At 69.8% G+C, this 23,104-nt stretch carries 24 protein-coding genes; 8 read left to right on the top strand and 16 right to left on the bottom strand.

From position 1 onward, the window contains the following. Positions 1-9 precede the first annotated feature (9 nt). Positions 10-786 (top strand): S-methyl-5'-thioadenosine phosphorylase, encoded by a 777-nt coding sequence (locus tag G6N19_RS06415; RefSeq protein WP_013827474.1) that lies wholly within the window; start codon positions 10-12, stop codon positions 784-786. Here the strand turns inward: G6N19_RS06415 and G6N19_RS06410 are convergent. Then, positions 750-2,231, bottom strand: a complete 1,482-nt coding sequence (locus G6N19_RS06410) for a DUF7937 domain-containing protein (protein WP_193466006.1) — start codon at positions 2,229-2,231, stop codon at positions 750-752. The genes G6N19_RS06415 and G6N19_RS06410 overlap by 37 nt on opposite strands. Before the next feature lie 120 nt (positions 2,232-2,351). Between G6N19_RS06410 and G6N19_RS21165 the strand changes: the two genes are divergently transcribed. Further along, on the top strand, positions 2,352-4,391 hold the full coding sequence (locus G6N19_RS21165; RefSeq protein WP_232062545.1) for a hypothetical protein: 2,040 nt from the start codon (positions 2,352-2,354) through the stop codon (positions 4,389-4,391). A 21-nt stretch (positions 4,392-4,412) separates the two neighbouring features. Here the strand turns inward: G6N19_RS21165 and menE are convergent, their stop codons facing one another. From menE to G6N19_RS06355, 10 genes are all read right to left on the bottom strand, one after another. Next, entirely contained in the window at positions 4,413-5,459 is a 1,047-nt protein-coding gene (gene menE, locus G6N19_RS06400; RefSeq protein WP_408632486.1) for an o-succinylbenzoate--CoA ligase, read from the bottom strand. Between the two features lie 92 nt (positions 5,460-5,551). After that, complete coding sequence (locus G6N19_RS06395; RefSeq protein ID WP_193466005.1) at positions 5,552-5,854, bottom strand: DUF3349 domain-containing protein; 303 nt, start codon at positions 5,852-5,854, stop codon at positions 5,552-5,554. 88 nt (positions 5,855-5,942) lie between these two features. Continuing rightward, positions 5,943-6,224 carry a hypothetical protein gene (locus G6N19_RS06390; RefSeq protein WP_013827479.1) on the bottom strand — a complete coding sequence of 94 codons (282 nt, stop codon included), beginning with the start codon at positions 6,222-6,224 and terminating at the stop codon, positions 5,943-5,945. Then, on the bottom strand, positions 6,221-7,501 hold the full coding sequence (locus tag G6N19_RS06385) for an inorganic phosphate transporter (RefSeq protein WP_193466004.1): 1,281 nt from the start codon (positions 7,499-7,501) through the stop codon (positions 6,221-6,223). The genes G6N19_RS06390 and G6N19_RS06385 overlap by 4 nt, the downstream gene beginning before the upstream one ends. 106 nt (positions 7,502-7,607) lie before the next feature. Beyond that, the gene (locus tag G6N19_RS06380; RefSeq protein WP_013827481.1) at positions 7,608-8,018 is read right to left on the bottom strand and encodes a VOC family protein; all 411 of its coding nucleotides are present in this window, start codon (positions 8,016-8,018) and stop codon (positions 7,608-7,610) included. A 24-nt stretch (positions 8,019-8,042) separates the two neighbouring features. Next, entirely contained in the window at positions 8,043-8,912 is an 870-nt protein-coding gene (locus G6N19_RS06375; protein ID WP_193466003.1) for an SDR family oxidoreductase, read from the bottom strand. Between the two features lie 107 nt (positions 8,913-9,019). After that, on the bottom strand, positions 9,020-9,922 hold the full coding sequence (locus tag G6N19_RS06370; RefSeq protein WP_193466002.1) for a 1,4-dihydroxy-2-naphthoyl-CoA synthase: 903 nt from the start codon (positions 9,920-9,922) through the stop codon (positions 9,020-9,022). A gap of 35 nt (positions 9,923-9,957) precedes the next feature. After that, on the bottom strand, positions 9,958-11,562 hold the full coding sequence (gene fadD8 / locus G6N19_RS06365; protein WP_193466001.1) for a fatty-acid--CoA ligase FadD8: 1,605 nt from the start codon (positions 11,560-11,562) through the stop codon (positions 9,958-9,960). Between the two features lie 77 nt (positions 11,563-11,639). After that, on the bottom strand, positions 11,640-13,073 hold the full coding sequence (locus G6N19_RS06360) for a wax ester/triacylglycerol synthase family O-acyltransferase (protein WP_049792827.1): 1,434 nt from the start codon (positions 13,071-13,073) through the stop codon (positions 11,640-11,642). Positions 13,074-13,121: 48 nt separating this feature from the next. Further along, entirely contained in the window at positions 13,122-14,228 is a 1,107-nt protein-coding gene (locus G6N19_RS06355) for an alpha/beta fold hydrolase (RefSeq protein WP_158019423.1), read from the bottom strand. Between the two features lie 19 nt (positions 14,229-14,247). Here G6N19_RS06355 and G6N19_RS06350 point away from each other — a divergent pair, with 19 nt between their 5' ends. Both G6N19_RS06350 and G6N19_RS06345 read left to right on the top strand, forming a co-directional pair. Then, the gene (locus tag G6N19_RS06350; RefSeq protein ID WP_193466000.1) at positions 14,248-15,219 is read left to right on the top strand and encodes an o-succinylbenzoate synthase; all 972 of its coding nucleotides are present in this window, start codon (positions 14,248-14,250) and stop codon (positions 15,217-15,219) included. Positions 15,220-15,312: 93 nt separating this feature from the next. After that, positions 15,313-15,498, top strand: a complete 186-nt coding sequence (locus G6N19_RS06345) for a luciferase (protein ID WP_013827488.1) — start codon at positions 15,313-15,315, stop codon at positions 15,496-15,498. Positions 15,499-15,502: 4 nt separating this feature from the next. Here the strand turns inward: G6N19_RS06345 and G6N19_RS06340 are convergent, their stop codons facing one another. Then, entirely contained in the window at positions 15,503-16,171 is a 669-nt protein-coding gene (locus G6N19_RS06340; protein ID WP_193465999.1) for a sensor domain-containing protein, read from the bottom strand. A gap of 88 nt (positions 16,172-16,259) precedes the next feature. On the opposite strand from G6N19_RS06340, the gene G6N19_RS06335 reads away from it, so the two are divergent. Genes G6N19_RS06335 through G6N19_RS06325 form a run of 3 tightly spaced genes read left to right on the top strand, consistent with a single transcriptional unit; the run spans position 16,260 to position 19,250 of the window. Further along, on the top strand, positions 16,260-17,090 hold the full coding sequence (locus G6N19_RS06335) for an alpha/beta fold hydrolase (RefSeq protein WP_041316956.1): 831 nt from the start codon (positions 16,260-16,262) through the stop codon (positions 17,088-17,090). 10 nt (positions 17,091-17,100) lie between these two features. Continuing rightward, positions 17,101-18,750, top strand: coding sequence for a 2-succinyl-5-enolpyruvyl-6-hydroxy-3-cyclohexene-1-carboxylic-acid synthase (menD, locus tag G6N19_RS06330; protein WP_013827491.1), 1,650 nt, complete (start codon positions 17,101-17,103; stop codon positions 18,748-18,750). Then, complete coding sequence (locus G6N19_RS06325; RefSeq protein WP_109559466.1) at positions 18,747-19,250, top strand: DUF3592 domain-containing protein; 504 nt, start codon at positions 18,747-18,749, stop codon at positions 19,248-19,250. Before menD ends, G6N19_RS06325 begins: the two co-directional genes overlap by 4 nt. Here G6N19_RS06325 and G6N19_RS06320 read toward each other — a convergent pair. Then, positions 19,239-19,871, bottom strand: a complete 633-nt coding sequence (locus G6N19_RS06320) for a DsbA family protein (protein WP_193465998.1) — start codon at positions 19,869-19,871, stop codon at positions 19,239-19,241. The genes G6N19_RS06325 and G6N19_RS06320 overlap by 12 nt on opposite strands. Before the next feature lie 37 nt (positions 19,872-19,908). Here G6N19_RS06320 and G6N19_RS06315 point away from each other — a divergent pair, with 37 nt between their 5' ends. Beyond that, positions 19,909-20,601, top strand: coding sequence for a demethylmenaquinone methyltransferase (locus tag G6N19_RS06315; protein ID WP_083037704.1), 693 nt, complete (start codon positions 19,909-19,911; stop codon positions 20,599-20,601). A gap of 6 nt (positions 20,602-20,607) precedes the next feature. Here G6N19_RS06315 and G6N19_RS06310 read toward each other — a convergent pair whose 3' ends face one another. The 3 genes from G6N19_RS06310 to menJ form a co-directional block, all read right to left on the bottom strand. After that, complete coding sequence (locus tag G6N19_RS06310; RefSeq protein WP_041316962.1) at positions 20,608-21,051, bottom strand: nitroreductase/quinone reductase family protein; 444 nt, start codon at positions 21,049-21,051, stop codon at positions 20,608-20,610. Positions 21,052-21,056: 5 nt separating this feature from the next. Continuing rightward, a complete protein-coding gene (locus G6N19_RS06305; RefSeq protein ID WP_041316965.1) occupies positions 21,057-21,734 on the bottom strand; it encodes a class I SAM-dependent methyltransferase in 678 nt (225 codons plus the stop codon). Positions 21,735-21,856: 122 nt separating this feature from the next. Then, complete coding sequence (menJ, locus tag G6N19_RS06300) at positions 21,857-23,089, bottom strand: menaquinone reductase (protein WP_371869203.1); 1,233 nt, start codon at positions 23,087-23,089, stop codon at positions 21,857-21,859. Positions 23,090-23,104: the final 15 nt, after the last annotated feature.

Here is a 23,104-nt window from a genome sequence, read left to right as displayed (position 1 = left end):
GGGGCTGACTTGCTGGGCGTGGTTGGCGGTAGTGGTTTCTACTCGTTCTTCGGTGACGACGCGCGCCGTGTGCAGTGCGACACCCCCTACGGCAAGCCCAGTGCCGAGATCATGATCGGCACCGTCGGCGGGCACGAGGTCGCGTTTCTGCCGCGCCACGGCGAGCGGCACGAGTATTCGGCGCACACCGTGCCGTATCGGGCCAACATGTGGGCGCTGCGCACGCTGGGGGTGCGGCGGATCCTTGCGCCCTGCGCGGTCGGCAGCCTGACCCCGGAGCTGCCCCCCGGATCGGTGGTGGTGCCCGATCAGCTGGTGGACCGCACCCGGGGTCGCGCCGACACCTATTTCGACGACGGCGGCGTGCATGTCGAGTTCGCCGACCCGTACTGCCCGACGCTGCGCTCGGTGGTGACCGGCCTGCCCGACGTCGTCGACGGCGCCACCATGGTGGTGATCCAGGGTCCGCGATTCTCCACCCGCGCCGAGAGCCAGTGGTTCGCCTCGGCGGGCTTCCGGCTGATCAACATGACCGGCTATCCCGAGGCGGTACTGGCTCGCGAACTGGAGATGTGTTATGCCGCAATTGCTTTGGTCACCGATCTGGACGCCGGCGTTGACGTCGGCAGCGGGGTGAAGGTCGTCGACGTCTTCGCCGAGTTCGAAAAGAACATCGAGCCGTTCAAAAAGCTGGTACATCGGGGAATCGAACAGGTCGACGAAGAGCGCAGCTGCACCCACTGCCTGCCCTACGAGGGCGTTGAGCTGCCGTTCGAGCTGCCCTGAATCGACTCGTCGCCCGCCGAATCGTCAGCGCCCCGGTAGATTTTCGGCCCGCCGGCACGCACTTTGCGCGTGGATCCGGTCGTCCGGAAGATCCGCGGGGTGCCGGGGTCGCCGGGTTTGGGGCGGTCGTCGGCCGGCAGCGCGAACCGGCCCGCGACGATCGTGACCAGCAGCGCACACAGCGCCAGCCCGCACAGCATCACATCGAACGTGCTGGTGATCTGCTGGGCGAGGCCGTTGCCGTACACCGGCTGCGCCACTGCGTCGGTCCGCTGCGAATCCGGCAGACGCGGCGCCAGTCCGACACCGACCACGATGCGCGCGATCGTGAACCCGAACAGCACCGCGGCCACCGACCACAGGGCAGCCGCCGGAATCGACCGATTCGCCAGGTTGATCCGCAACCAGATCGCTACCACTGCGGTCACCACGTCGAAGGACGCCATCGCCGCGCTATCATACGGCGAATACGGCAGCTCCAGACTGACCGCGACAACGAGGTCGTTGATGCGCATCAACACCGACCCCAGGCACCAGATGATGATGAGCAGCAAGGTATTTCGTGTCGCTCCCAGCCACGTTGCCGCCGATGCGTCGCGCACCGCGGCCACCGCGAAGATCGCCGCCGCAGCCACCCACACCAGGTAACCTTCGAAACCCACACCCGCGGTGGAGGTGTTCTGCGCGATGCCGTGAAAGCTGTCGATGAGACGGCCCACCGGCAACACCCACACCAGCACACCTGCCAGCAGGGCGGCTCCTCCGAGCAGCACCACGCAGAGCTGTGATGCCTTGTCGCGACGCAGAATCCACCGTGATGCGATGGCCACCGTGATCCAGGCCACCGCCCCGTAGACCAGGGCGGTCGCGATGATGGCGGCGTGCGGCCTGCCGAAGTCGCTTGCCGAGTGCACATCGGGAACGGCGAAGTGCACTCGCCAGTACAAGTTGAAGAGCACGCTCAAGGCGGCGCCGGCGATCGCGACGTCGCCCAGCAGACGGGCGCCGCGCTTCCAGTACCGGACGGGACCGGCCAGCACCGGCTGCCCGGCCAGCACTGCGCCCGCGACGCCCAGCCAGGCTCCCGGGCCCACCCCGCCGGGCGGCCGGGAGGTGCCGCCGTACTGGATGGTCTGCACCACGTCGACGACCACCACACCCAACACCAGCAGCAGGTAGGGGGCGCTGAGCAGTCGGCGTAGCCGCCCGGCCAGTGCGGGATCGGCGTGCGTTCCCAGGATCCCCCAGGGCCCGGCGTAGGTCGCGGCCACCGACCCGAGCGCGAGCACGGTTGCCGCGGCGAGCACGGCCAGCAACCTGGTGTCGCTGCCGGGAATCCCGGCTCCGAAGTACAGACTCCAGGGCAGCGCCGGCGCAACGCACAGCAGCACCGCGGCGGTCACGTCACGGCCGATGTTCCAGCGCCGGGTCGACTCGGCGATCACCAGCTCACCTTAACCGCGCGTCGGCCGCACACCGCTGATCAGCCAACATCGAACCGCTTTGCTGTCGTCTCGCGCCGCTAAACTGGCTGATTGAAGCCGGCGGCGGAAGGAGGCGCGCGCATGGATGTCGCGCTGGGCGTGTCGGTTACCGGCGCGCTGGCCCGCTTGGCACTGGTGGAATCGGACGCCTACGGCGATGCCGTGCTCGACGAGTCGATGCTCGACCTCACGCAGGATCCGGTCGCAACGCTGGCAGAAACGGTGACCGGCACCCACCGCGTGCTGGCCGAGGAAGGCCATCGTCTGGCCGCCACCCGGCTGTGCTGGTCGGATGCGGCGTTGCTGGCCGAGCTTCGTCGGGCGCTCGACGAAGCCGGAGTCGAGAACGTCTCCGAGCAGTCGCAGGCCCGCTCGGCGGTGGCGTTGGCGCGCAATGTGGAGGGCGAGGACGGCGAGACGACGATGCTGTCGGCGCCCGACGGCGATGCGACGATGGCCGCACTGGCGACGACCGCCGGTGAGCCGACGATGGCCGCCTCGCTGTCCGACATTGACCCGGCGGGCGGTGCGGCCACAACGGCGGAGCCGGCGATAGCGGGGGGCGAGCCCGAACAACAGCTGGCGTACTCGATGACCGATGACGACTCCGAACTGTTGCCGGTGGAGTACGCCGAGGGCGAGGGGGACGGCTACGACGCCTACGACGCCTATGACGAATCCGCTGGGGGCGACGAGCCCGAGGTGCTGCCGCCGCCGGTGGGCCGGGCCCTGCTGATCGGCAGTTCGGTCGGCGGGATTCTGGTGGCGGGGTGCGCTGCGCTGGCGGTGGCCGTCACGGTCGGTATTCGCCCGACCGCCGCGGCCACCCAGGTGGAGCCACCGGTATTGACGCAGCCGCTGCAGCCGCAGCCGGTTCCGGGTAACTTCATTCCCGCGCTGCCGGCCCCGAAGCCCGCGCCCGTGGCCGCACCGCACGTTCCCGTACCCAATCCCGTTGTTGCTCCCTTGAATCCGGTGCCGCCGGCCGCAGTTGCCCCGCCACCGATCGTGCCGCCGACGGCACCCGCGCCGTCGGGTCCCGCGCTGATCCCGTTCCCGATTCCGATCCCGATCATCCCCGGACCGATTGACGGTGGCCGTGGCGGGCTGGGTGATTCGGGTCGCGATAGCGGTGGCACCGGCGGAATCGGTGGGGGGGACATCGGTTCCGGTGGCGGTGAAACCGGCAGTGGTCATTCCGGCGGCAGTGCCGGTTCCGGTGGAGATGCGGGCTCCGGGAGTACCGGGTCCAGCGGAGATGCCGGCTCCGGGGACACCGGCTCCGGTGGAGACGCCGGCTCCGGCGGCACTGGCTCTGGTGGAGATTCGGGCTCCGGCGGCACCGGTTCCGGTGGAAGCGGTTCGGGCGGAAGTAGTTCCGGCGGCAGCGGTTCCGGCGCCGACGATTCCGGTGGAGACCACTCAGGTGGTACCGGCACGGGCGGCGACGACGGTGGCTCCGGCAGTAGCCCGGGCGGGTCGGGTGGTGACTCGGGTGGCTCGGGTGACAGCGGCGCTGGTGGACATAGCGGTGGTTCCGGCGGTAGCTCTGGCGGGTCGGATGGCAACAGTTCGGGCAGCACTGGATCGGGTGGTGATTCAAGCGGATCCGGTGCGGGGGGAGCGGGCAGCGATTCCGGCGGCTCCGGCAGTACCGGGTCCGGCAGTACGGGCTCCGGCAGTACGGGCTCCGGCAGTACCGGGTCCGGCGGTGCCGGTTCCGGTGGTGGTGGCTCGGGCAGCGGCTCCAGTGGTTCTGGGGGTGGGTCCGGTTCCTCGGGGTCGAGTGGTGGCTCCGGTGGCTCTGGGAGCAGCTCCGGTGGCTCGAGCGGCGGTGGCTCAAGCAGCGGTTCCGGCGGTAGTTCGAGCGGTGGCTCGTCCAGCGGTGGTTCGTCGGGTGGTGGTTCCAGTGGTGGCTCCGGTGGCTCTGGGAGCAGCTCCGGTGGCTCGAGCGGCGGTGGCTCAAGCAGCGGTTCCGGTGGTAGTTCGAGCGGTGGCTCGTCCAGCGGTGGTTCGTCGGGCGGCGGTTCGAGCGGTGGCTTTAGCGGTGGTTCGTCGGGTGGTGGTTCCAGCGGCGGTTCGTCCGGTGGCGGTTCGTCCGGTGGCAGCGGCGGCGACTGACCCCCGCTTGAGCGTGCCAGCTCAACGAGAGAACTGCCGCACCAACGATTTCCGGTCCAGTTTTCCGATCCCGCGTCGAGGCAGTGCGGCGACGATGTGCAACTCACGCGGCGCCGCAGTGGCGTCCAGGGACCCCGCGATGTGGGCGCGCAGCGCCGCCAGCGTCGGGGGCTCGGCGCCGGCCACCACCACCGCGGCCGCCACCCGCTGGCCCAACCGATCGTCGGGGACACCGAACACCGCGCAGTCGGCCACCGCGGGATGGGTCGACAGCACGGCTTCGACCGGTCCGGGCATCACGGTCAGCCCGCCGGTGCTGATCGCGTCGTCGCCGCGCCCGAGCACACGCAGGCGTCCCGAAGAATCCAGCGCCCCAATGTCATTGGTGTGGAACCAGCCCGGCTCGGCGAACGGGTCCGGGTCGACGGGATTGCGGTAGCCGCGGGCCAGTGTCGGCCCGCCGAGCGCGATCCGCCCGTCGTCGCCGATGCGCACCCGCACCCCGGACAGCGGCACGCCGTCATAGACACAGCCGCCGGCGGTCTCGCTCATGCCGTAGGTGCGCACCACCCGCACCCCCGCGGCCGCCGCGGCGTCCAGAATCGGTTGCGGCGACGGGCCGCCGCCCAGCAGCACCGCGTCGAGTTCTGCCAGCGCGGCCGTCGAGGCGGGAGCCTCCAGCGCCTTGGCGAGTTGGGTGGCCACCAGCGAGGTGTAACGCCGCCCGGACCCGAGTTCGGCGACCGCGGCCGGCAACCGCTCGACGTCGAAACCCGTTGCGACGTCGATCTGTACCGGCGTGGTACCGGCCAGTAGGCTGCGCACCACGACCTGTATTCCGGCGATGTGCAGCGGCGGTAACGCCAGCAGCCAGCGGCCCGGACCGCCCAACCGGTTCTCGGTGGCTGCCGCGCTGGCCTGCAGCGCCGCGCCGGTCAACAGTGCTCCTTTGGGCGCCCCGGTGGTCCCCGACGTCGTCACGACCAGTGCGACATCGTCGTCGACGGGCTCACCGACCCGCAGGGCCGCCAGAACCGAGGGGTCGCCGTCGGCGAGGACCGGTGTCAGTGCGGCGCTGTGGCCGTCGAGAACGTCCTGCAGGGCGGGCAGCAGTGTCGATACCGCGCCATCGGGTGGGACGACCAGCGCGCGCAGGACGGCTATGGCGTGCCTCCGCCGCTGGCGGCGTCATCGAGCAGCCAGCCCTTGGCGGCCAACCGATCCCGCACCCGGTCCACGTCTTCTTGGGCGGGCAGTTCGTTGGTGAGTCGGGCGATCATCACCCCGATGTCGATGTGGTCGAATTCGCCCTGCCCGATCAGTTCACCGGCGACGGTCTTGACCTCGTCGTTGGTCAGCCGCCGTGACAGCAGTGCCAGCAGCGGGATGTAGTCGGTCTGCGGGACACCGTCGGGATATCCGGCGCGCAGCCAGGCGACGATCGAGGTGAGAAATTTGTTCATCCCGCGTCACCTTTCCCACGTCGCCCACCGAACATGTCCGCGACCGATATTACGGGTACTCAGCTCGAAAGTCGGCGGGCGAGCCGGGCTACTGCGGCTTGGCTCCCAGCAGGTACCACCCGAAGTGATGGCCCAGGAAGTCGCGGGCGACGAACAGCACCCCGACGACGGCCACGACCAACACCAACAGGAAGATCGCCCAACTGACCGCGATCAGCAGCGGCCGCCGGACGCCGACCCCGCCGGAACCACCGTTGGCGGCGACATTGATTCGCGTGGCGACCGCGAACAGCGCCGGCAGCGCGGCGCCGACCAGCAGTCCGAAGACCAGGATCTTGCCCGTTGCGGCGTAGTTGAACCACTCGTTCATGAGCGGATGGTTTCGCGCGCGCTGGCGTCGCCGGTCGGGACGATGGTCAGCTGCGGCGCCTCGGGGCCGGTCTCGAATGCCGACCGCAGGGCCTGCTCGACCAGCGGGGCGTCCGCCGGAAGCGGCACGTGGCTGGGTGTGGAGAGGCCGCCGGTCAGGCTGCCCTCCCATTCGGCGTTGACGTTGTGGTGGTCGATGCGCGCCCGACGCGACCGCAGCCAGATCGCCAGCACCGCGGTGATCAGCAGCGTCACGCCGACGCCGATCCCGAGGTAGCCGCCGATGCCGTGCACGATGCCGTAGGCGCCGGCGCCGACACCGCCGGCCATCGGCAGCGTCACCAGCCACGCCGACACCATCCGCCCGGCGACACTCCAACGCACCTGGGCGCCCGGCTTACCGACACCGCTGCCCAGCACCGACCCGGTGGCGACCTGAGTGGTGGACAGCGAGTAACCGAAGTGGCTGGACAACAAGATCACCGAGGCGGCGGCCGACTCGGCGGCCATGCCCTGCGGCGGCTTGATCTCGACCAGGCCCTTGCCCAGCGTGCGGATGATGCGCCAGCCTCCGGTGTAGGTGCCGGCCGCCATCGCGAGCGCACAGCTGACGATCACCCACAGCGGCGGCAGCGTCGCCGACGTGCTGACCGCGCCGTAGGACATCAGGGCCAGGAAGATCACGCCCATGGTCTTCTGGGCGTCGTTGGTGCCGTGCGCCAACGACACCAGCGCGGCGGAGCCGATCTGGCCGCGCTGGAACACCTTCTCGGACTTCTGCTCGTCGACGCCGCGGGTGATGCGGTACACCAGCCAGGTGCCGACGGAGGCGATCAAGGTGGCGATCACGGTGGCCACCACGGCGGGGATCAGCACCTTGGACACCACGCCGCTCCAGATCACCCCGTGCGTGCCGACGGCGGCGATCATCGCACCCACGATGCCGCCGATCAGGGCGTGCGAGGAGCTGGACGGGATGCCCAGCAGCCAGGTCAGCAGGTTCCACACGATGCCGCCGACCAGGCCGGCGAAAACCAGTTCCAGGGTCACCAGGTGGGCGTCCACCAGTCCCTTGGCGATGGTCGCCGCGACCGCGGTCGACAGGAATGCGCCGATCAGGTTCAGGCAGGCCGACATGGTGACGGCGGCCTTGGGCTTGAGCGCCCCGCTGGCGATCGACGTCGCCATGGCGTTGCCGGTGTCATGAAATCCGTTGGTGAAGTCGAAGCCGAGCGCCGTGATCACCACGATGATCAAGAGGAACAGATCAAGGCTCACCAGAGCATCACAGCGTCAATTCTGGCGGCCGCTGGTGTCGTTGTCTAACGATCACGCTGGCGAAATGCGGGTGTACTCCGAGACGTTTCGAAGTGTTTGCCTGCCGTTAACCTTCGGGTTCGGCGCGTTTGTCCTGGCGGGTATCGCGGCGCAGCGGGTGATTGGCGGGTACCTCCACGAAAATCAGCGTGACGCCGTCGGGGTCGGTGACATGCATCTCATGCAGCCCCCACGGCTCCCGGCGTGCTTCGCGGGCGATCGGCACGCCCCGGCCCTCCAGTTCGGCCTGGGTGGCGGCGATGTCGCGCACCTGCAGCCACAGCGCGCCGGGAAACGGCGCCCCCGGACGTTCCGAGCCGCCGTGACCGGCCAGCTCGATCAGCGACTGCCCGGCGTAGAACACCATCCCGGCGCCGTAGTCGCGGGCGATCGCCAGTCCGATCTCATCGCGGTAGAACCGCAGCGAACGCTGGTAGTCGGCCGGTCGGAGCAGCACCCGGCTGGCTAGGACCTCCACGAGCTCTCCATGGCCTCGTGTCTATCACGTCCCGCGCTGCATCACCGTGGTCACCAGGCCCGGCGCCATCACGTCCAGTGCCCGGGCGGTCACCGCGATCCGCGGGGCGATCCGGACCGGCCGGGTGCGCGCCGCGGTGATCATCCACTCGGCGGCTTCGTGCGCGGTCAGTGCGGGCCGGTTCTGGAAGGCCTTGGTCGGCGCGATCATCGGGGTGGCCACCAGCGGGTAGTACAGCGTCGTGGAGTGCACACCCTTTTGCGCCCATTCGGTTTCGATGACGCGGCTGACCGCCGACAGCGCGGTCTTGGAGGCGTTGTACACCGCGAACAACGGTGAGGCTTCGGTCATCACGCCCCAGGTGGCGACGTTGATGATGTGCCCGTCGCCGCGCTCGAACATGCCCGGGGCGATCGCGCGGATCAGCCGCAGCGGCGAGTAGTAGTTCAGCGTCATGGTCCGCTCGACGTCGTGCCAGCGGTCCAGGGATTCGGCCAGCGGCCGCCGGATGGAGCGGCCGGCGTTGTTGACCAGGATGTCCACCCCGCCCAGGCGCTGCTGTACGTCGGCGGCCAGCGCGTCCACGGCGTCCATGTCGGACAGGTCGCACGCGATGGCGGTCGCGTCGCCGCCGGCGGCGGTGATGCGCCCCGCGACCTCGTCGAGCAGATCCTTGCGTCGGGCCACCGCCACCACGGTGGCGCCGGCGTCGGCGAACAGTTCGGCGGCGGCCTCACCGATGCCCGATGACGCGCCGGTGAGCAGCACCCGCTTGCCGCTCAGGTCGACCGGTTTGGCCAGCGGCCGATATGCCAGCAGCTGCGGGGCGACGGGCGGGCGCATCGCAGCCAGGGCGACCGCCTCGGTCAGGCGGCGTAGGGGGCTCTTGCTCATGGATAGCCACTCTATGCGGCGCGTCGGATGCTCCTCGAGGCTGTCGTTACCGTGCCCGCCACTCGCACTTCTTCGCGCCAACGACAGCCTCGGCGAACGCCGCCCACTCAGAAGTAGCGGGGGAACCTGCGCCAGTCCGGGTCGCGCTTCTCCAGGAACGAATCCCGGCCCTCCACGGCCTCGTCGGTCATGTAGGCCAGCCGGGTGGCCTCGCCGGCGAACAGCTGCTGGCCCACCAAGCCGTCGTCGAGCAGGTTGAAGGCGAACTTCAACATGCGTTGCGCCTGAGGGGATTTCCCGTTGATCTGACGCGCCCAGTCCACGCCGACGCTCTCCAGCTCGGCGTGGTCGACGACCTCGTTGACCGCACCCATGGCGTGCATCTGCTCGGCGGTGTAGGCCCGGCCCAGAAAGAAGATCTCCCGGGCGAACTTCTGGCCGACCTGGCGGGCCAGGTACGCGCTGCCGTAGCCGCCGTCGAAGCTGCCGACGTCGGCGTCGGTCTGCTTGAACTTCGCGTGCTCGCGGCTGGCCAGCGTCAGGTCGCACACCACATGCAGGCTGTGCCCGCCGCCGGCCGCCCAGCCGTTGACCAGGGCGATCACCGGCTTGGGCATGAACCGGATCAGCCGCTGCACCTCCAGAATGTGCAGCCGCCCGGCGCGGGCGACATCGACGGTGTCCGCGGTCTCCCCGGACGCGTACTGGTAGCCGCTGCGGCCGCGGATGCGCTGATCGCCACCGGAGCAGAACGCCCAGCCGCCGTCTTTGGCCGACGGCCCGTTGCCGGTCAGCAGCACCACCCCGACGTCCGGGGACATCCGGGCGTGATCGAGCACCTGGTACAGCTCGTCGACGGTGTGGGGGCGAAACGCGTTGCGCACCTCGGGGCGATCGAAGGCCACCCGCACCGTGGCGTCGGTGACGTGGCGGTGGTAGGTGATGTCGGTCAGGTCGGCGAAGCCGTCGACCGTTCGCCAGATGCTCTCGTCAAAAGGGTTGCTGCTCACGCTTGCGACCGTACCGGGGCGCTCCGCGTCAGCCGTTACCCGATGGCCCGCTCGGCGCCTTCCCAGAACTGGGCGCGGACAGCTTTCTTGTCCGGCTTGCCCAACGCGGTCACCGGCAGGGCGTCGACCACGATCACCCGCTTCGGGGATTGCACCGAGCCCTTGCGTTCCTTGACGGCGTCCTGGATCTCGGCGGTCATCGCCGCGATCGCCTCGTCGTCGCGGGGCGCCTCGGGGCGCAACACCACCACCGCGGTCACCGCCTCGCCCCACTTGTCGTCCGGGGTGCCGATCACACACACCTGCGCCACCGAAGAATGCTCTGCCACCACGTCTTCGACTTCGCGGGGGAACACGTTGAAGCCGCCGGTGACGATCATGTCCTTGACCCGGTCGACGATGAACCAGAAGCCGTCCTCGTCCTCGCGGGCCATGTCGCCGGTGTGCATCCAGCCGTCCCGGAACGTCTCCGCGGTCGCCTCGGGCAGGTTCCAGTACCCGCCGGACAGCAGCGGCCCGCCGACGCAGATCTCGCCGACCTCGCCCTGGGGCACCGGTTGGCCGTCCGCGCCCAGCAGTGCGGTGCGTGCGAACAGCGTCGGGCGCCCGCAGGAGGTGAGCCGCTTCGCGTCGTGGTCGCCCTTGGCCAGGTAGGTGATCACCATCGGCGCCTCGGACTGGCCGTAGTACTGGGCGAAGATCGGCCCGAACCGCTCGATCGCCTCGGCCAGCCGCACCGGGTTGATCGCCGACGCCCCGTAGTACACCGTCTCCAACGACGACAGATCCCGGGTGCGTGAATCCGGGTGGTCCATCAACGCATACAGCATCGACGGCACCAGCATCGTCGCGGTGATCCGCTGCTCCTCAATGGTTTTCAGGATCTCGGCGGGATCGAACTTCGCCGCCACCACCATCTGGCCGCCCTTGATCAGGGTTGGGGCGAAAAACGCCGCCCCGGCATGCGACAGCGGGGTGCACATCAGAAACTTCGGATCAGCGGGCCACTCCCACTCGGCGAGCTGAATCTGCGTCATGGTGGTGATCGACTCCACGGTGCCGATCACGCCCTTGGGCTTGCCGGTCGTCCCGCCGGTGTAGGTCAGCCCGCCGATGTGATCCGGGGCCAGATCGGCGGCCACCAGTGGGCGCACCGGATACTTCGCCGCCTCGGCGGACAGATCGCTCGCCACGTCGGTCAGTGCGTCGGGGACCGGTCCGATGGTCAAGATCTGGCGCAGCGACTCGACCTTCTCCAGCAGGCCCACCGCACGCTGCACGAATGCCGGGTTCGGGTCGATGATCAGCGTGGAGATCCCGGCGTCGGCCAGCACGTAGGCGTGGTCGTCCAGCGAACCCAGCGGGTGCAGCGCGGTACGCCGATAACCCATGGTCTGCCCGGCGCCGATGATCATCAACACCTCGGGACGGTTCAGCGACAGCAGCCCGACCGCGGTGCCGGTGCCGGCGCCCAGCGCCTCGAAGGCCTGGATGTACTGGCTGATCTTGTCGGCCAGCTGGCCGCCGGTCAGCGTGGTGTCGCCGAGGAACAGCACCGGGGTGTCGCGGTGGCGTTTGAGCGCGCCGGCCAGCAGGTGGCCCATGTGAACGGGGTTGCGCAACTGTGGGTGGTCGTCCATCTGGCCAGACTAGAACGTGTTGTAATTCGGCCCGGCCGTGCCCACCGCAACCAGAGCGGGCGTCGATCTCGCCGGCCTCAACTGCGAGCGCGCGCGGCGGCCAGCAACTCGTCGACGGCGTCGCGCAGGCACTGCTCGTAGACCTCGGGGTCGGGCAGCGCGGCGCGGTCGGCGGTGAAGCAGAAGGTCACCCGGTTGCCGTAGCTGCCGATGCCGTTGTTGAGGCCCATGCCGTCGAGCACCGGACCCAGGCCGGTGGTGTCGACCATCTGCGCGCCGCAGAAGTACATCGGTGTCAGCGGCCCGGGGACGTTGCTCACCAGGGTGTGGGCGGCCACCGCACGCCCGCGCCGGCTCAGCGCGCGCACGGCTGCCCGCTGCACGGTGCCCATCAGCCCGCCGAGCGCCTCCTCCGACATTTCGATGAGCGTGCGCACGGGGTGGGCACCGGCTTCTTTGACGTGCGCGGTCGACGTCACGATCCGCGCCAGCCGCGCCAGCGGATCATCCTCGTCGGTCGCCATCGTGATGGGCGCCACCGAGTACTCGTTTCCGCTGGTCCCGGCGGCGTCGCCGCTGGCGCGGGTGGCCGTCGGCCGGATCGAGATCGGCATCATCGCCACCATCGCCTGCTCGGGCAACTCGTCCTTGTCGAGCAGGTAGCGGCGGATGGCCCCGCCGACGATGGCCAGGCCGATGTCGTTGATCTTGGCTTCCGGCAGTGCCGTGCGGATCTCCTTGAGCACGTCCAGCGTCGTGTAGGCGGTGCCGAACACCCGGTGGGGCGACACCACCTGGTTGAAGCGGGTCGCCTGCGGTAACGACGCGGGTGAGGTGAGCTCGGGGTCGCGGTTGTCGGACAGCAGCATCGGCACTTGGCGCGCCACCTTGCCGACCTGTCCCAGCACGCCGAAGGGCCGGCCGACGCCGTGCAGCGCGGCCCGGCCCAGCAGCTCGAGGTCGGACGGGACGGCGTCGGGCTCCCAGTGGTAGCCCTCGGGTGGCGGTGGCGGTTCCCCGTCGGGCTCGTGGGTGTGCAGCGCGGTGAGTATCTCGGCGCCGGCGACGCCATCGATAGCGGCATGGTGCACCCGCAGGAACACCGCGAAGGCGCCCTTGGGCACGTGGTCGACGGCGTCGAGCCCGTCGATCAGGTACAGCTCCCAGGGCGGTCGGGCCAGATCGAGGGGGCGGGCGTGGATGCGGGCGATCTGAGTGCAGAATTGCCGCCAGCTTCCGGGACCGGGCAGCGCGATGTGGCGGACGTGGTATTCGAGGTCGAAGCCGCCGTCCCGGATCCACCACGGCCGATCGGCGCCGAACGGCACATGGACGAGCCGCTCCCGGAAGCTCTCGGCGACGTGCAGGCGCGCCTCGACGTATGCCAGCACCTCGTCGTAGCTGACGGGCCCACGGTGCGTCCCGTTGCGTGGCTCATTGCGTGTTGCAGGGTCGTAGATGCCGACGATGCCGATGGTGTTGTGGGCGGCGGCACTGTCGAGCGAAACCATCGTCCAATCAGCGCTGGACAGTTGGCGCAACGTCCCTCCTCCGGTTCCTCACGATCGGTGTTGCAGCCCATCCGCGATCAGGATCGACGCGATGTGGTCGTCGTACTCGGCGCCGCGCCATGCGGTGACGTGGCCACGTGGACGCCATGCGATCGAGGGCTCGTCCCAGTGCTGCCAGAGTTGGGCGGCGCCGCGCGGCGGGGCGATCCGGTCGACCTGGCCGGCCACGATGTGGCGCCGCTGGTGGGGAACGAGGCACGGCGCGGCAAGCGGCGAGACCACCCGGTGCACCAGCGCCGAGCGATGGTCATGTATCCGGCGGTGCCACCGACGCTTCGCGCGCGTGAGCGGCGCCGCCTCGCGCATCGAGGCGGCCAGGTCGCTCGTCGGCACGACCGCGATCACGCTGTCCAGCTCACCCTCGAGCGTCGACAACAGGCTACTGACGTAAGCGCCCAGGGACACCCCGAGCACGCCCACCGCGGGTGCCCGTTGGACGTTGCGCAGCCACCCCAGCAGCCGGCGGACGTCCCACACCGCCTGGGTGAGCCCCAATACGTTGTTGGTGGCGAACACGTTGGAGGCGAACTGCCGGGCGGGGGAAAAACCGCAGCTGCGCGGGCCGTGCAGCGGCAGCACCGGGAGTGCCACGTTGATGCCGAGTTCCTGATGCAGCCGGCGCACCCGCAGCATCTTGACATCGCTCGGTCGTCCCATGCTCTGCCCGTGAACGGCGACGAGCCAGGGCCGCGGGACGCCGGGATGGCGCAGCAGCCGGACCGGTACCCGTTCGTTGGCGCGCAAAGACAGCCAGCGCCCGGCACCGGGCTCGCCGGTTTCGGGCCGCCACCCGCTGTCGAACCAGGCGACCTCGATCCCCTGTTGCCGGCCCGGCAGGCGCGCGATCTGCAGGTGGGCGGGCGCGTCGGGGCTGCGGTGCCGGCGTCCCGGGTCGTCGAGCCAGCCGGCGTCGCGGTAGTAGCCGACGGCGGCATCGAGCTCGGCCGAAGCCGTCGCGTAGTGCTCCGGCGAACCGAGCGATGACAGTAGCGGTATCGGGGCGGCGATCATCGCGTCGAGGGCGGCGGCCATGCTGAGGCCGACCGACGGCTGTCGTGGCGGGCCCCGGTGAGAGGGCTCCGCGCCAGTCCGCATGATCTGAGAACCTACATCTATGCCGCACCCTTCGCTGCAGGATCTGCTGGACCGCGTGCATGTCGTCGCGCTGCCGATGCGGGTGCGGTTCCGCGGCATCACCGTTCGCGAGCTTGCGTTGATCGACGGCCCGGCAGGCTGGGGAGAGTTCGGGGCGTTCCCCGAGTACGAACCGCCTGAAGCCGCGCACTGGCTGGCTGCTGCCATCGAGGGCGCCTACCAGCCGCCGCCGCCGGGCCGCCGCGACCGCATCCCGATCAACGCCACCGTGCCCGCCGTCGACGCCGAGCAGGTGCCCGACGTGTTGGCCCGGTTTCCCGGCGCCCGCACAGCCAAGGTGAAGGTCGCCGAACCCGGCCAGGCACTGGCCGACGACGTGGCCCGCGTGGAGGCGGTCCGCGCGCTCATCCCGACCGTGCGGGTCGACGCCAACGGCGGTTGGGGCGTCGACGACGCCGTGCAGGCGGCGCACGCGCTGACCGCTACCGGCGCACTGGAATACCTGGAACAACCCTGCGCCACCGTCGCCGAACTCGCCGAATTGCGCCGCCGCATCGACATCCCGGTCGCGGCCGACGAGAGCATCCGCAAGGCCGTAGGAAGCCAGGCCCCACTGGCCGTCGCGAAAGCCGGCGCCGCCGATATCGCGGTACTCAAAGTCGCGCCGCTGGGCGGCATTTCGGCGCTGCTGCAGATCGCCGAACAGATCGGCATCCCGGTGGTGATCTCCAGCGCGATCGACTCCGCGGTCGGCATTGGCGCCGGTCTGCATGCGGCGGCGGCACTGCCGGAGTTGCCGCACGCCTGCGGGCTGGGCACCGGGTCGCTGTTCGTCGAAGACATCGCCGAGACGCCGCCACAAACAGCCGGCTACTTGCCGGTGCGGTCCGTAACACCGGATCCGGCCCGGCTGCACGCGCTGGCCGCCTCACCGCAGCGGCGGCAGTGGTGGATCGAGCGGATCAAAGCCTGTTACGCGCATTTAGGGTAGGCGCTTACTCTTGGCAGGCCGACGCAAGACCTGCTACCCCATGGCTGGGACGAGCAGACCGCACTGTCCCACATCAAAGGCATTACCCCGGAAATGGTTCGGGGCACGGCGTTGGTCGGTACGCCCGGCGAGGTCATCGACCAGGTTGCGGTGTGGCGGGATTGCGGGGTGCGCTACATCGTGTTGGCAAACTTGAGTGCCCTGCAACGCAGCCTGCGCAACGGCCTGACCGCCGTGGTCCCGTTCCACCGGATCGTCCGGGGTATCAAGAAGCTCTGAGTGCTCACACGCTGGGCAGCCGCGCGTCGATGCTGTTGGCGATCGTGACGGCTTCGTCGCCGACGTAGAGCTTGCACGCCAGCACATCGATCGCGATGTTGTTGGCGACGCGCAGTGCCCGTTGGCATGACCAGCCCGCGCTGTCGTCCTGGTGTTGGGTCATCCACACCGTGGAATCGACGTCGACGACGGTGTCGAACGTCCACGGCGTCTCCACGTCGCCGTCCTTACTGGTCGTGAAGGACCGCTCGCCGCAGGGTGACCACCGCCGGACGGTCGCGTCGAAGAAGCTCTGCGCGTCGTCGCGGCTGACGAACATCGTCACGGCCTGGATCACGAAGTGGTCCAGCGAGGCTTCGGAGAGGGTCTGCACGTACGTCGCGGTCCACTCGGTGTCGGCGTAGACCGACTGCTCGACGGGCATCCACGCCGCCATGCAGGCGCGGTCGGGGAACTGCCCGACGGAGTCGAACATCCGTGACCGGGAGTCTTTGACCCGCATCTCGTGGGAGCCCATGATGTCGCTGACGGTGGAGGCCTCCAGCAGCAGATCCGGCAGCGCCGCCGCCGCCACCGGCCGGGGGCCGTCGTGGTCGGCAGGCACCGCGAGGCCGACGGTGACCCTCGAACAACCGGTCAGCAGGGCGCAGGCCAGCACCAGCCCTGATGCCATCCCCGCGGTCCCGCTCCGCATCACCGTCCCCAGCTGCGCCGTTGCTCCTGACACCTTAAGGTGTCGGCGGGTCGCGTACCTTCACACCGTGACCAACCTTGCTTACGACGACCGTAATCAGGATGGCGATCCGGTGCTGTTCATCGCCGGGCGTGGCGGCGCGGGCCGCGGCTGGCACCTGCACCAGGTACGCGACTTCCAACTCGCCCGCTACCGCCCGATCACCTTCGACAACCGCGGCATCGGCGCCACCGAGAACGCCTCGGGGTTCACCACCGAGACCATGGTCGCCGACACCGCGCAGCTGATCGAAACCCTCGACGTCGGCCCGGTGCGCATCGTCGCGGTGTCGATGGGCTCGTTCATCGCCCAGGAACTGATGCTGGCCCGCCCCGAACTGGTGAAATCCGCCGTGCTGATGGCCACCCGCGGCCGCCACGACCGCACCCGCGACTTCTTCTATCAAGCCGAGGTCAAACTCGCCGAGTCCGGCATCGAGCTGCCCGCCGAGTACGAAGCGAAAGTGCGGATGCTGGAAAGCTTTTCGCCGAAGACCCTCAGCGACGACGCCGCGATCAGGGACTGGATCGCGATGTTCACCATGTGGCCGATCAAGAACACCCCGGGCCTGCGTTGCCAATTGGACGTGGCGCCGCTGACCAACCGGCTTCCGGCCTACGCCAACATCACCGCGCCGGTGCTGGTGATCGGGTTCGGCGACGACGTCGTCACCCCGGCTCACTTGAGTCGCGAGGTTGCCGACGCCATCCCGGGCGCCCGCTACCTCGAGATTCCCGACGCCGGACACCTCGGGTTCATCGAGAGACCCGACGAGGTCAACAAGGCCGCGCTGGAGTTCTTGACCGAGGTCGACGGCCGGCCCTTCCGCTGGACGCCTGCGCCCCCGGCGCACGACTAACCTCATAACAATGACCAACCCCTCGACGGCACAGGCCCGCATCGTCGTCGACGAGCTGATCCGCGGCGGCGTCCGCGACGTGGTGCTGTGCCCGGGGTCGCGCAACGCACCGCTGGCGTTCGCGCTGCACGACGCCGACCGGGCCGGCCGGCTACGGTTGCACGTCCGCATCGACGAGCGCACCGCCGGCTACCTGGCGATCGGGTTGGCGGTGGGCGCGGGCGCACCGGTGTGCGTGGCGATGACCTCGGGCACCGCGGTGGCCAATCTGGGGCCCGCGGTGGTGGAGGCCAACTACGCGCGGGTGCCGCTGATCGTGCTGTCCGCCAACCGGCCCTATGAGCTGCTGGGCACCGGCGCCAACCAGACCATGGAGCAGCTCGGCTACTTCGGCACCCAGGTACGCGCCACCATCAGCCTGGGGCTGGCCGAGGACGCGCCGGAGCGGATGGCTGCCCTCAACGCCACTTGGCGCTCGGCGGTGTGCCGGGTGTTGGCCGCCGCCAACGGATCTCGCACCGCCAACGCCGGGCCGGTGCAGTTCGACATCCCGCTGCGTGAGCCGCTGGTGCCCGAGCCCGACGATTCGGGGTCGCTGCCGCCGGGCCGGCGGGGCGGCTTGCCGTGGACCTATACCCCGCCGGTCACCTTCGACCAGCCGTTGGACATCGACTTGACGCCCGACACCGTGGTGATCGCCGGGCACGGCGCCGGGACGCACCCGAACCTGGCGGCGCTGCCCACCGTCGCCGAACCGACCGCCCCGGCGCCGCAGCATCCACTGCACCCGCTGGCGTTGCCGCTGCTGCGCCCGCAGCAGGTCATCATGGCCGGCCGGCCCACCCTGCACCGGCCGGTGTCGGCGCTGCTGGCCGATCCCTCGGTGCCGGTGTTCGCGCTGACCACCGGGCCGCGCTGGCCGGACGTGTCGGGAAACTCGCAGGCCACCGGCACCCGAGCCGTCACCACCGGGCAACCGGATGCGGCCTGGCTGCGCCGCTGCGCGGAGCTGAACGCCAGCGCCAATGCCGCGGTGCGCGACCAGTTGGCCGCCCACCCGCTCACCACGGGCCTGCATGTGGCCGCCGCGGTGACCGACGCGCTGCGGCCCGGCGACCAGCTGGTGCTGGGCGCCTCCAACCCGGTGCGCGACGCCGCGCTGGTGGGTTTCGCCGCCGACGGCGTGGTGGTTCGGTCCAACCGCGGGGTCGCCGGTATCGACGGCACGGTGTCCACCGCGATCGGCGCGGCGCTGGCCTTTGAACGAACGCAGACCGGGTCCGATCCCGGCCGCACCATCGCCCTGATCGGGGATCTGACGTTCGTGCACGACAGCTCCGGGCTGCTGATCGGGCCCACCGAGCCGACGCCGCGGCAGCTGACCATCGTGGTTTCCAACGACAATGGCGGCGGTATCTTCGAGCTGCTGGAACAAGGTGACCCCCGGTTCGCCGACGTGTCGTCGCGGATCTTCGGCACCCCGCACGACGTCGACGTCGGCGCGCTGTGCCGCGCGTATCACGTCGAGTCCCGCCAGATCGAGGTCGAGCAGCTCGGCGCCGCGCTGGCCGAACCCGCCGGCGGCATGCGGGTGCTCGAGGTCAAAGCCGACCGCTCCTCGCTGCGGGCGCTGCACGCCGCGATCAAGGCAGCGCTGTGAGATCGCCCCGCTTCACATCGTTGAAATCGTTGCTGGGCAGACTGATTCACGGCGAGGGCGCCGTGGCGCGGCATAGCCTGGCCGGACGCCTACTGCGCTGGTCGCGGATGGCGGTGCTGATCATGATGATCGTGGTCACCTTGCAGTCGCTGCTGTTGGTGGCGGGGGCTTGGCGCAACGACATCGCCATCGAGCGTGACATGGGGGTGGCCGAGGCCGAGGTTCTCAACGCGGGTTTCCGGCGCTCGACCATCGAGTTCGTCACCCCGGAGCGAATCACCTACCGCCCCGAGCTCGGAGTGCTCTACCCGTCCGAATTGGCAACCGGGATGCGCATTTACGTCGAATACGACAAGAGCGACCCCGACCTGGTGAGGGTGCAGCACCGCACCGCGGTGCTGGCGATCATCCCGGCCGGTTCGATCGTGGTGATCGCCTGGCTGGTCGGCATCGCCGCGCTGGCGGGGTTGGCCGTCGTCGAACGGCGCCTAGCGCGGTAGCCGGTCCAGCCAGCCGACATCATCGGTTTCGACGACCGTTCTGGTGCCAAGGTCGTAAACCGTGGGGGTGCCGGGACTCTCCGGGTTGGCCGCCAGCAGTTGCACCCGGTTGAAGGCGTTCATCGACGTGGGGTCGACCGCGAACTCCCCGGCGGCGATCCGGTCCACCACGTGGGCGGGCAGGCCGCTGTCCCGAGCGGTGGTCGCGATCTCCTCGAGGTTCGGGGTGCCGCCGTTGCGGTACAGCTCGTTGACGAACGTCTGGTAGGTCGCCGCCGAGGTGGCCGGGTCGGCGGCTGCCATCAGCGCGTTGCCGACCCGCGCGGAGGTGTCATTGCCCCGGCGGGCGTCCAGAAACGTCATCCACCGGTAGGTCACCGCGACATCCCCGGCGGCCAGGTGCCGGCCCAGCTCGTCACCGGAGTCCGCCATGAATTTCGCGCATTCGGAGCACTGCGGGTCGCAGAAGATCTCCAGCTGCACCGGGGCGTCGGCCGATCCGGCGAGCACCCCGAAGTGGTCGGGTGCCAGCGCGGTGCCGGGCGGTTCGGCTGTCGCCGGAGCCGCCAACGCCACGCCGAACGTCACCAGTGCCACCAATGTGCCCAGCCAAGACCGCATTCCACGAACCTTATCGGAGGCGGGTAGCGTCAACCCGGTGAGCCGCGCCAGCCTGGACAAAGACCCCCACGCCGTGGCATCGATGTTCGATGGCGTCGCGCGCCGCTACGACCTGACCAACACCGTGATGTCGCTGGGCCGCGACCGTGCCTGGCGCCGGGCCACCCGCAAGGCTCTCGCGTTGCAGCCGGGGGAGAAGGTGCTGGACCTGGCCGCCGGCACTGCCGTGTCGACCGTCGAACTCGCGAAATCCGGTGCGTGGTGTGTGGCCGCGGATTTCTCGGTCGGCATGCTGGCCGCCGGCCACAAGCGTGACGTGCCCAAGGTGGCCGGGGATGCCACCAAACTGCCGTTCGGCGACGCGGTGTTCGACGCGGTGACGATCAGCTTCGGGCTGCGCAACGTCGTCGACCACGTGGCGGGCCTGCGCGAGATGGCCCGGGTGACCAAAGCCGGTGGGCGGCTGGTGGTCTGTGAGTTCTCCACTCCGAGAATCCCGGTGTTCGCCACCGCCTACAAGGAGTACCTGATGCGGGCACTGCCGGCGGTGGCCCGCGCCGTGTCGTCAAATCCGGAGGCCTACGTCTATCTGGCCGAGTCGATTCGCGCCTGGCCGGATCAGGCCGCGCTGGCCGAGCAGATCGGGCAGGCAGGCTGGTCGGACGTGGGTTGGCGCAACCTCACCGGCGGCATCGTGGCGCTGCACTCGGCCCGCAAGCTCCCGGCCTGACGACGGTCAGTTCGGCAGCGGGTCGAACCGGAAGACCGAGACGCGCCCGGCCAGTGCCTCCACCTCGTCCGGGGTGCCCTGTTGCACCAAGCCGGTGCGTTTCATGAAGCCGACACCGACCGGCACCTCGTCGTGAAACACCCGCAACACCGGGCGGGCCTCCTCGGCCGACAGTTCGACGATCTGCACCTGCCGCGACTTGCGACCGCGGCTCAGGGTTCCCACGCCCGCGGCGCGTGCATTGCTGGCCCAGTCGGCACCCGGAAACGCCACACCGTGCGGTCGCCCGCCGTAGGTGAACGGCGTCATCGGGGTGCTGCGCGGCTGACCGGACTTGCGGCCGGGCACCGTCAACACACTGACCGGGCCCGCGGTGATGCCGAGCTTCTGCATCGCCACCATGACCTTGTTCATCGGCTTGAGCCAGCCGGGGAGTTTCCCCGCGGTCATGGCTGTCAGCCCAGGTGCGCGGAGAGCAGCCAGCCCGCAGCCGACTTGCGACCGCCCGGCTCGTCTTGCAGCGGAACGCCGCCGAAACCGGGGAAGTCGTCGGGGAACACCGCGTGCAGCCGGGCCGGTTTGATCTCGTCGATCACCCAGTACTTCGACACGATGTCGCGCAGTTCGTCGTCGGTCACCGCGAACGGCGGGCCCGCCGGGATGGCGGCCTTGTCGAAGACCAGCACGAAATAGGACGCCCCCGGCGCGGCAGCCCGCACGATGGAGCGCTGGTAGCCGTCGCGTGCCTCCACCGGGATGGAGTGGAACAGCGTGCTGTCGACGATGGTGCCGAACCGGCCGTCATAGCCGGTGAAGTTGCTGATGTCGGCAACCTCGAACGTGGCGTTGGTCAGACCGCGCTTGGCGGCTTCGGCGCGCGCCAGGTCGATGGCGGTCGACGACAGGTCCAGGCCCACGGTGGTGTGGCCCCGCTCGGCCATGTGCAGCGAGATGGCGGCCTCACCGCAGCCGACGTCGAGGATGTCGCCGTGGAACTTGCCCTGCTCGATCAGGGCGGCCAACTCCGGCTGGGGCTCGCCGATGCTCCACGGCGGCTTGGCGCCCAAGCCCATCTGCTCGGATTCGCCGCGGTAGGCGGCGTCGAACTGGAAATCCAATGATTCTTCGCTCATCAGTCCGGTATATCAATGAAGCTGATATGTGTCAATGGCCCTGACATCGCGGCGAGCAGACGCGTAGGCCCCCTAAACGGAGCTGAATAGGGGGCCTATGCGTCTGCTCGGCGGAAGGAAAGTTACAGGAACGGCTGGCGGCGGTCGATCAGCCGGGACAGCCGCCCCCCGCCGCGCCAGGCGCGCGCCACGAAGTCCGCGTCCTCATCGGTGACCAGGTTGGCCATCACCCGCACCGCCACCCGCATCAGCGTCGTCGAGCGCATCGCCACCGGGCCGGTGGCCGGTAGGAACCGCGGGAACGTCAGCAGCAGCGCCAGCCGGCGGGCCACCGAGAACCCGCGGGCGTAGCGGGCGGCCAGCAACTCCGGCCAGGCGTGGGTCAGGTCCGGGCAGTCGAGCATCTCGGCCGCCAGCTGCCCGGTCTCCATCCCGTAGTCGATGCCCTCGCCGTTGAGCGGGTTGACGCACGCGGCGGCGTCGCCGATCAGCATCCAGTTCGGCCCGGCGATCCCCGAGACCGCGCCGCCCATCGGCAACAGTGCGCTGGCCGGCGCGCGCACCGGGCCCTCGAATCCCCACTCGTCGCGGCGCAGGTCGGCGTAGTAGGACATCAGCGGCCGCAACGCCACGTCGGCGGGCCGCTTGACGGTGGCCAGCGCGCCGACGCCGATGTTCACCTCGCCGTTGCCCAGCGGGAAGATCCAGCCGTAGCCCGGCAGCACCGCGCCGTCGGGTCCGCGCAGTTCCAGGTGCGAGGTCAGCCAGGGTTCGTCGGCGCGCGGCGAGGCCAGGTACCCGCGCGCGGCCACCCCGTAGACCGTCTCCTGGTGCCATTGCCGGCCCAGCACCCGGCCCAGTGTGGAGCGGGCCCCGTCGGCCACAATCAAGCTCCGACAGCTGACCTCCGAACCGTCGGCCAGCAGCACCGAACGCACCCGCCCCGACGAATCGTAGTGGGCGTCGACGGCCTTGGCGCCCAACAGCATTCGCGCACCCGATTCCTCGGCGACCTTGCGGATGCGGTCGTCGAGCTCGGTGCGCGGCGCGGCGCTGCCGGTCGACGGGAACGACGGCCCGGGCCAGTCCACCTGCACGTCGCCGCCGAACCCCGACATCCGCAGGCCGCGGTGCCGGATGTGGCTGTCGAGCCAGTCGCCCAGGCCCAGCAATTCGAGCTGCTCGACGGCCCTGGGGGTCAGCCCGTCACCGCAGGGCTTGTCGCGGGGGAAGGTGGCCCGGTCGACCACCAGCACGTCCCGGCCCGCCCGCGCCGCCCAGGCGGCGGCCGCCGACCCCGACGGACCGGCCCCGACTATCACCACGTCGGCCACGGTCTCAGCGCTGGAATTCACACTCACAAGTATGTT

This window comes from Mycobacterium novum (assembly GCF_010726505.1).
Classification (GTDB): domain Bacteria; phylum Actinomycetota; class Actinomycetes; order Mycobacteriales; family Mycobacteriaceae; genus Mycobacterium; species Mycobacterium algericum.
This window is presented reverse-complemented; position numbering and strand designations above follow the sequence as displayed.

Bases quoted from the DNA above. Each gene is read 5' to 3' on its own strand.
- fadD8 (WP_193466001.1), bottom strand. From the start codon at position 11,562: ATGGACGACCACCCACAGTTGCGCAACCCCGTTCACATGGGCCACCTG.
- menD (WP_013827491.1), top strand. From the start codon at position 17,101: ATGACCAACCCCTCGACGGCACAGGCCCGCATCGTCGTCGACGAGCTG.
- G6N19_RS06375 (WP_193466003.1), bottom strand. From the start codon at position 8,912: ATGAGCAAGAGCCCCCTACGCCGCCTGACCGAGGCGGTCGCCCTGGCT.
- G6N19_RS06395 (WP_193466005.1), bottom strand. From the start codon at position 5,854: ATGAACAAATTTCTCACCTCGATCGTCGCCTGGCTGCGCGCCGGATAT.
- G6N19_RS06350 (WP_193466000.1), top strand. From the start codon at position 14,248: ATGCCGCACCCTTCGCTGCAGGATCTGCTGGACCGCGTGCATGTCGTC.
- G6N19_RS06310 (WP_041316962.1), bottom strand. From the start codon at position 21,051: ATGACCGCGGGGAAACTCCCCGGCTGGCTCAAGCCGATGAACAAGGTC.
- G6N19_RS06305 (WP_041316965.1), bottom strand. From the start codon at position 21,734: ATGAGCGAAGAATCATTGGATTTCCAGTTCGACGCCGCCTACCGCGGC.
- G6N19_RS21165 (WP_232062545.1), top strand. From the start codon at position 2,352: ATGGATGTCGCGCTGGGCGTGTCGGTTACCGGCGCGCTGGCCCGCTTG.
- G6N19_RS06345 (WP_013827488.1), top strand. From the start codon at position 15,313: ATGGTTCGGGGCACGGCGTTGGTCGGTACGCCCGGCGAGGTCATCGAC.
- G6N19_RS06390 (WP_013827479.1), bottom strand. From the start codon at position 6,224: ATGAACGAGTGGTTCAACTACGCCGCAACGGGCAAGATCCTGGTCTTC.
- G6N19_RS06320 (WP_193465998.1), bottom strand. From the start codon at position 19,871: ATGCGGTCTTGGCTGGGCACATTGGTGGCACTGGTGACGTTCGGCGTG.
- G6N19_RS06340 (WP_193465999.1), bottom strand. From the start codon at position 16,171: ATGGCATCAGGGCTGGTGCTGGCCTGCGCCCTGCTGACCGGTTGTTCG.
- G6N19_RS06355 (WP_158019423.1), bottom strand. From the start codon at position 14,228: ATGCGGACTGGCGCGGAGCCCTCTCACCGGGGCCCGCCACGACAGCCG.
- G6N19_RS06360 (WP_049792827.1), bottom strand. From the start codon at position 13,073: ATGGTTTCGCTCGACAGTGCCGCCGCCCACAACACCATCGGCATCGTC.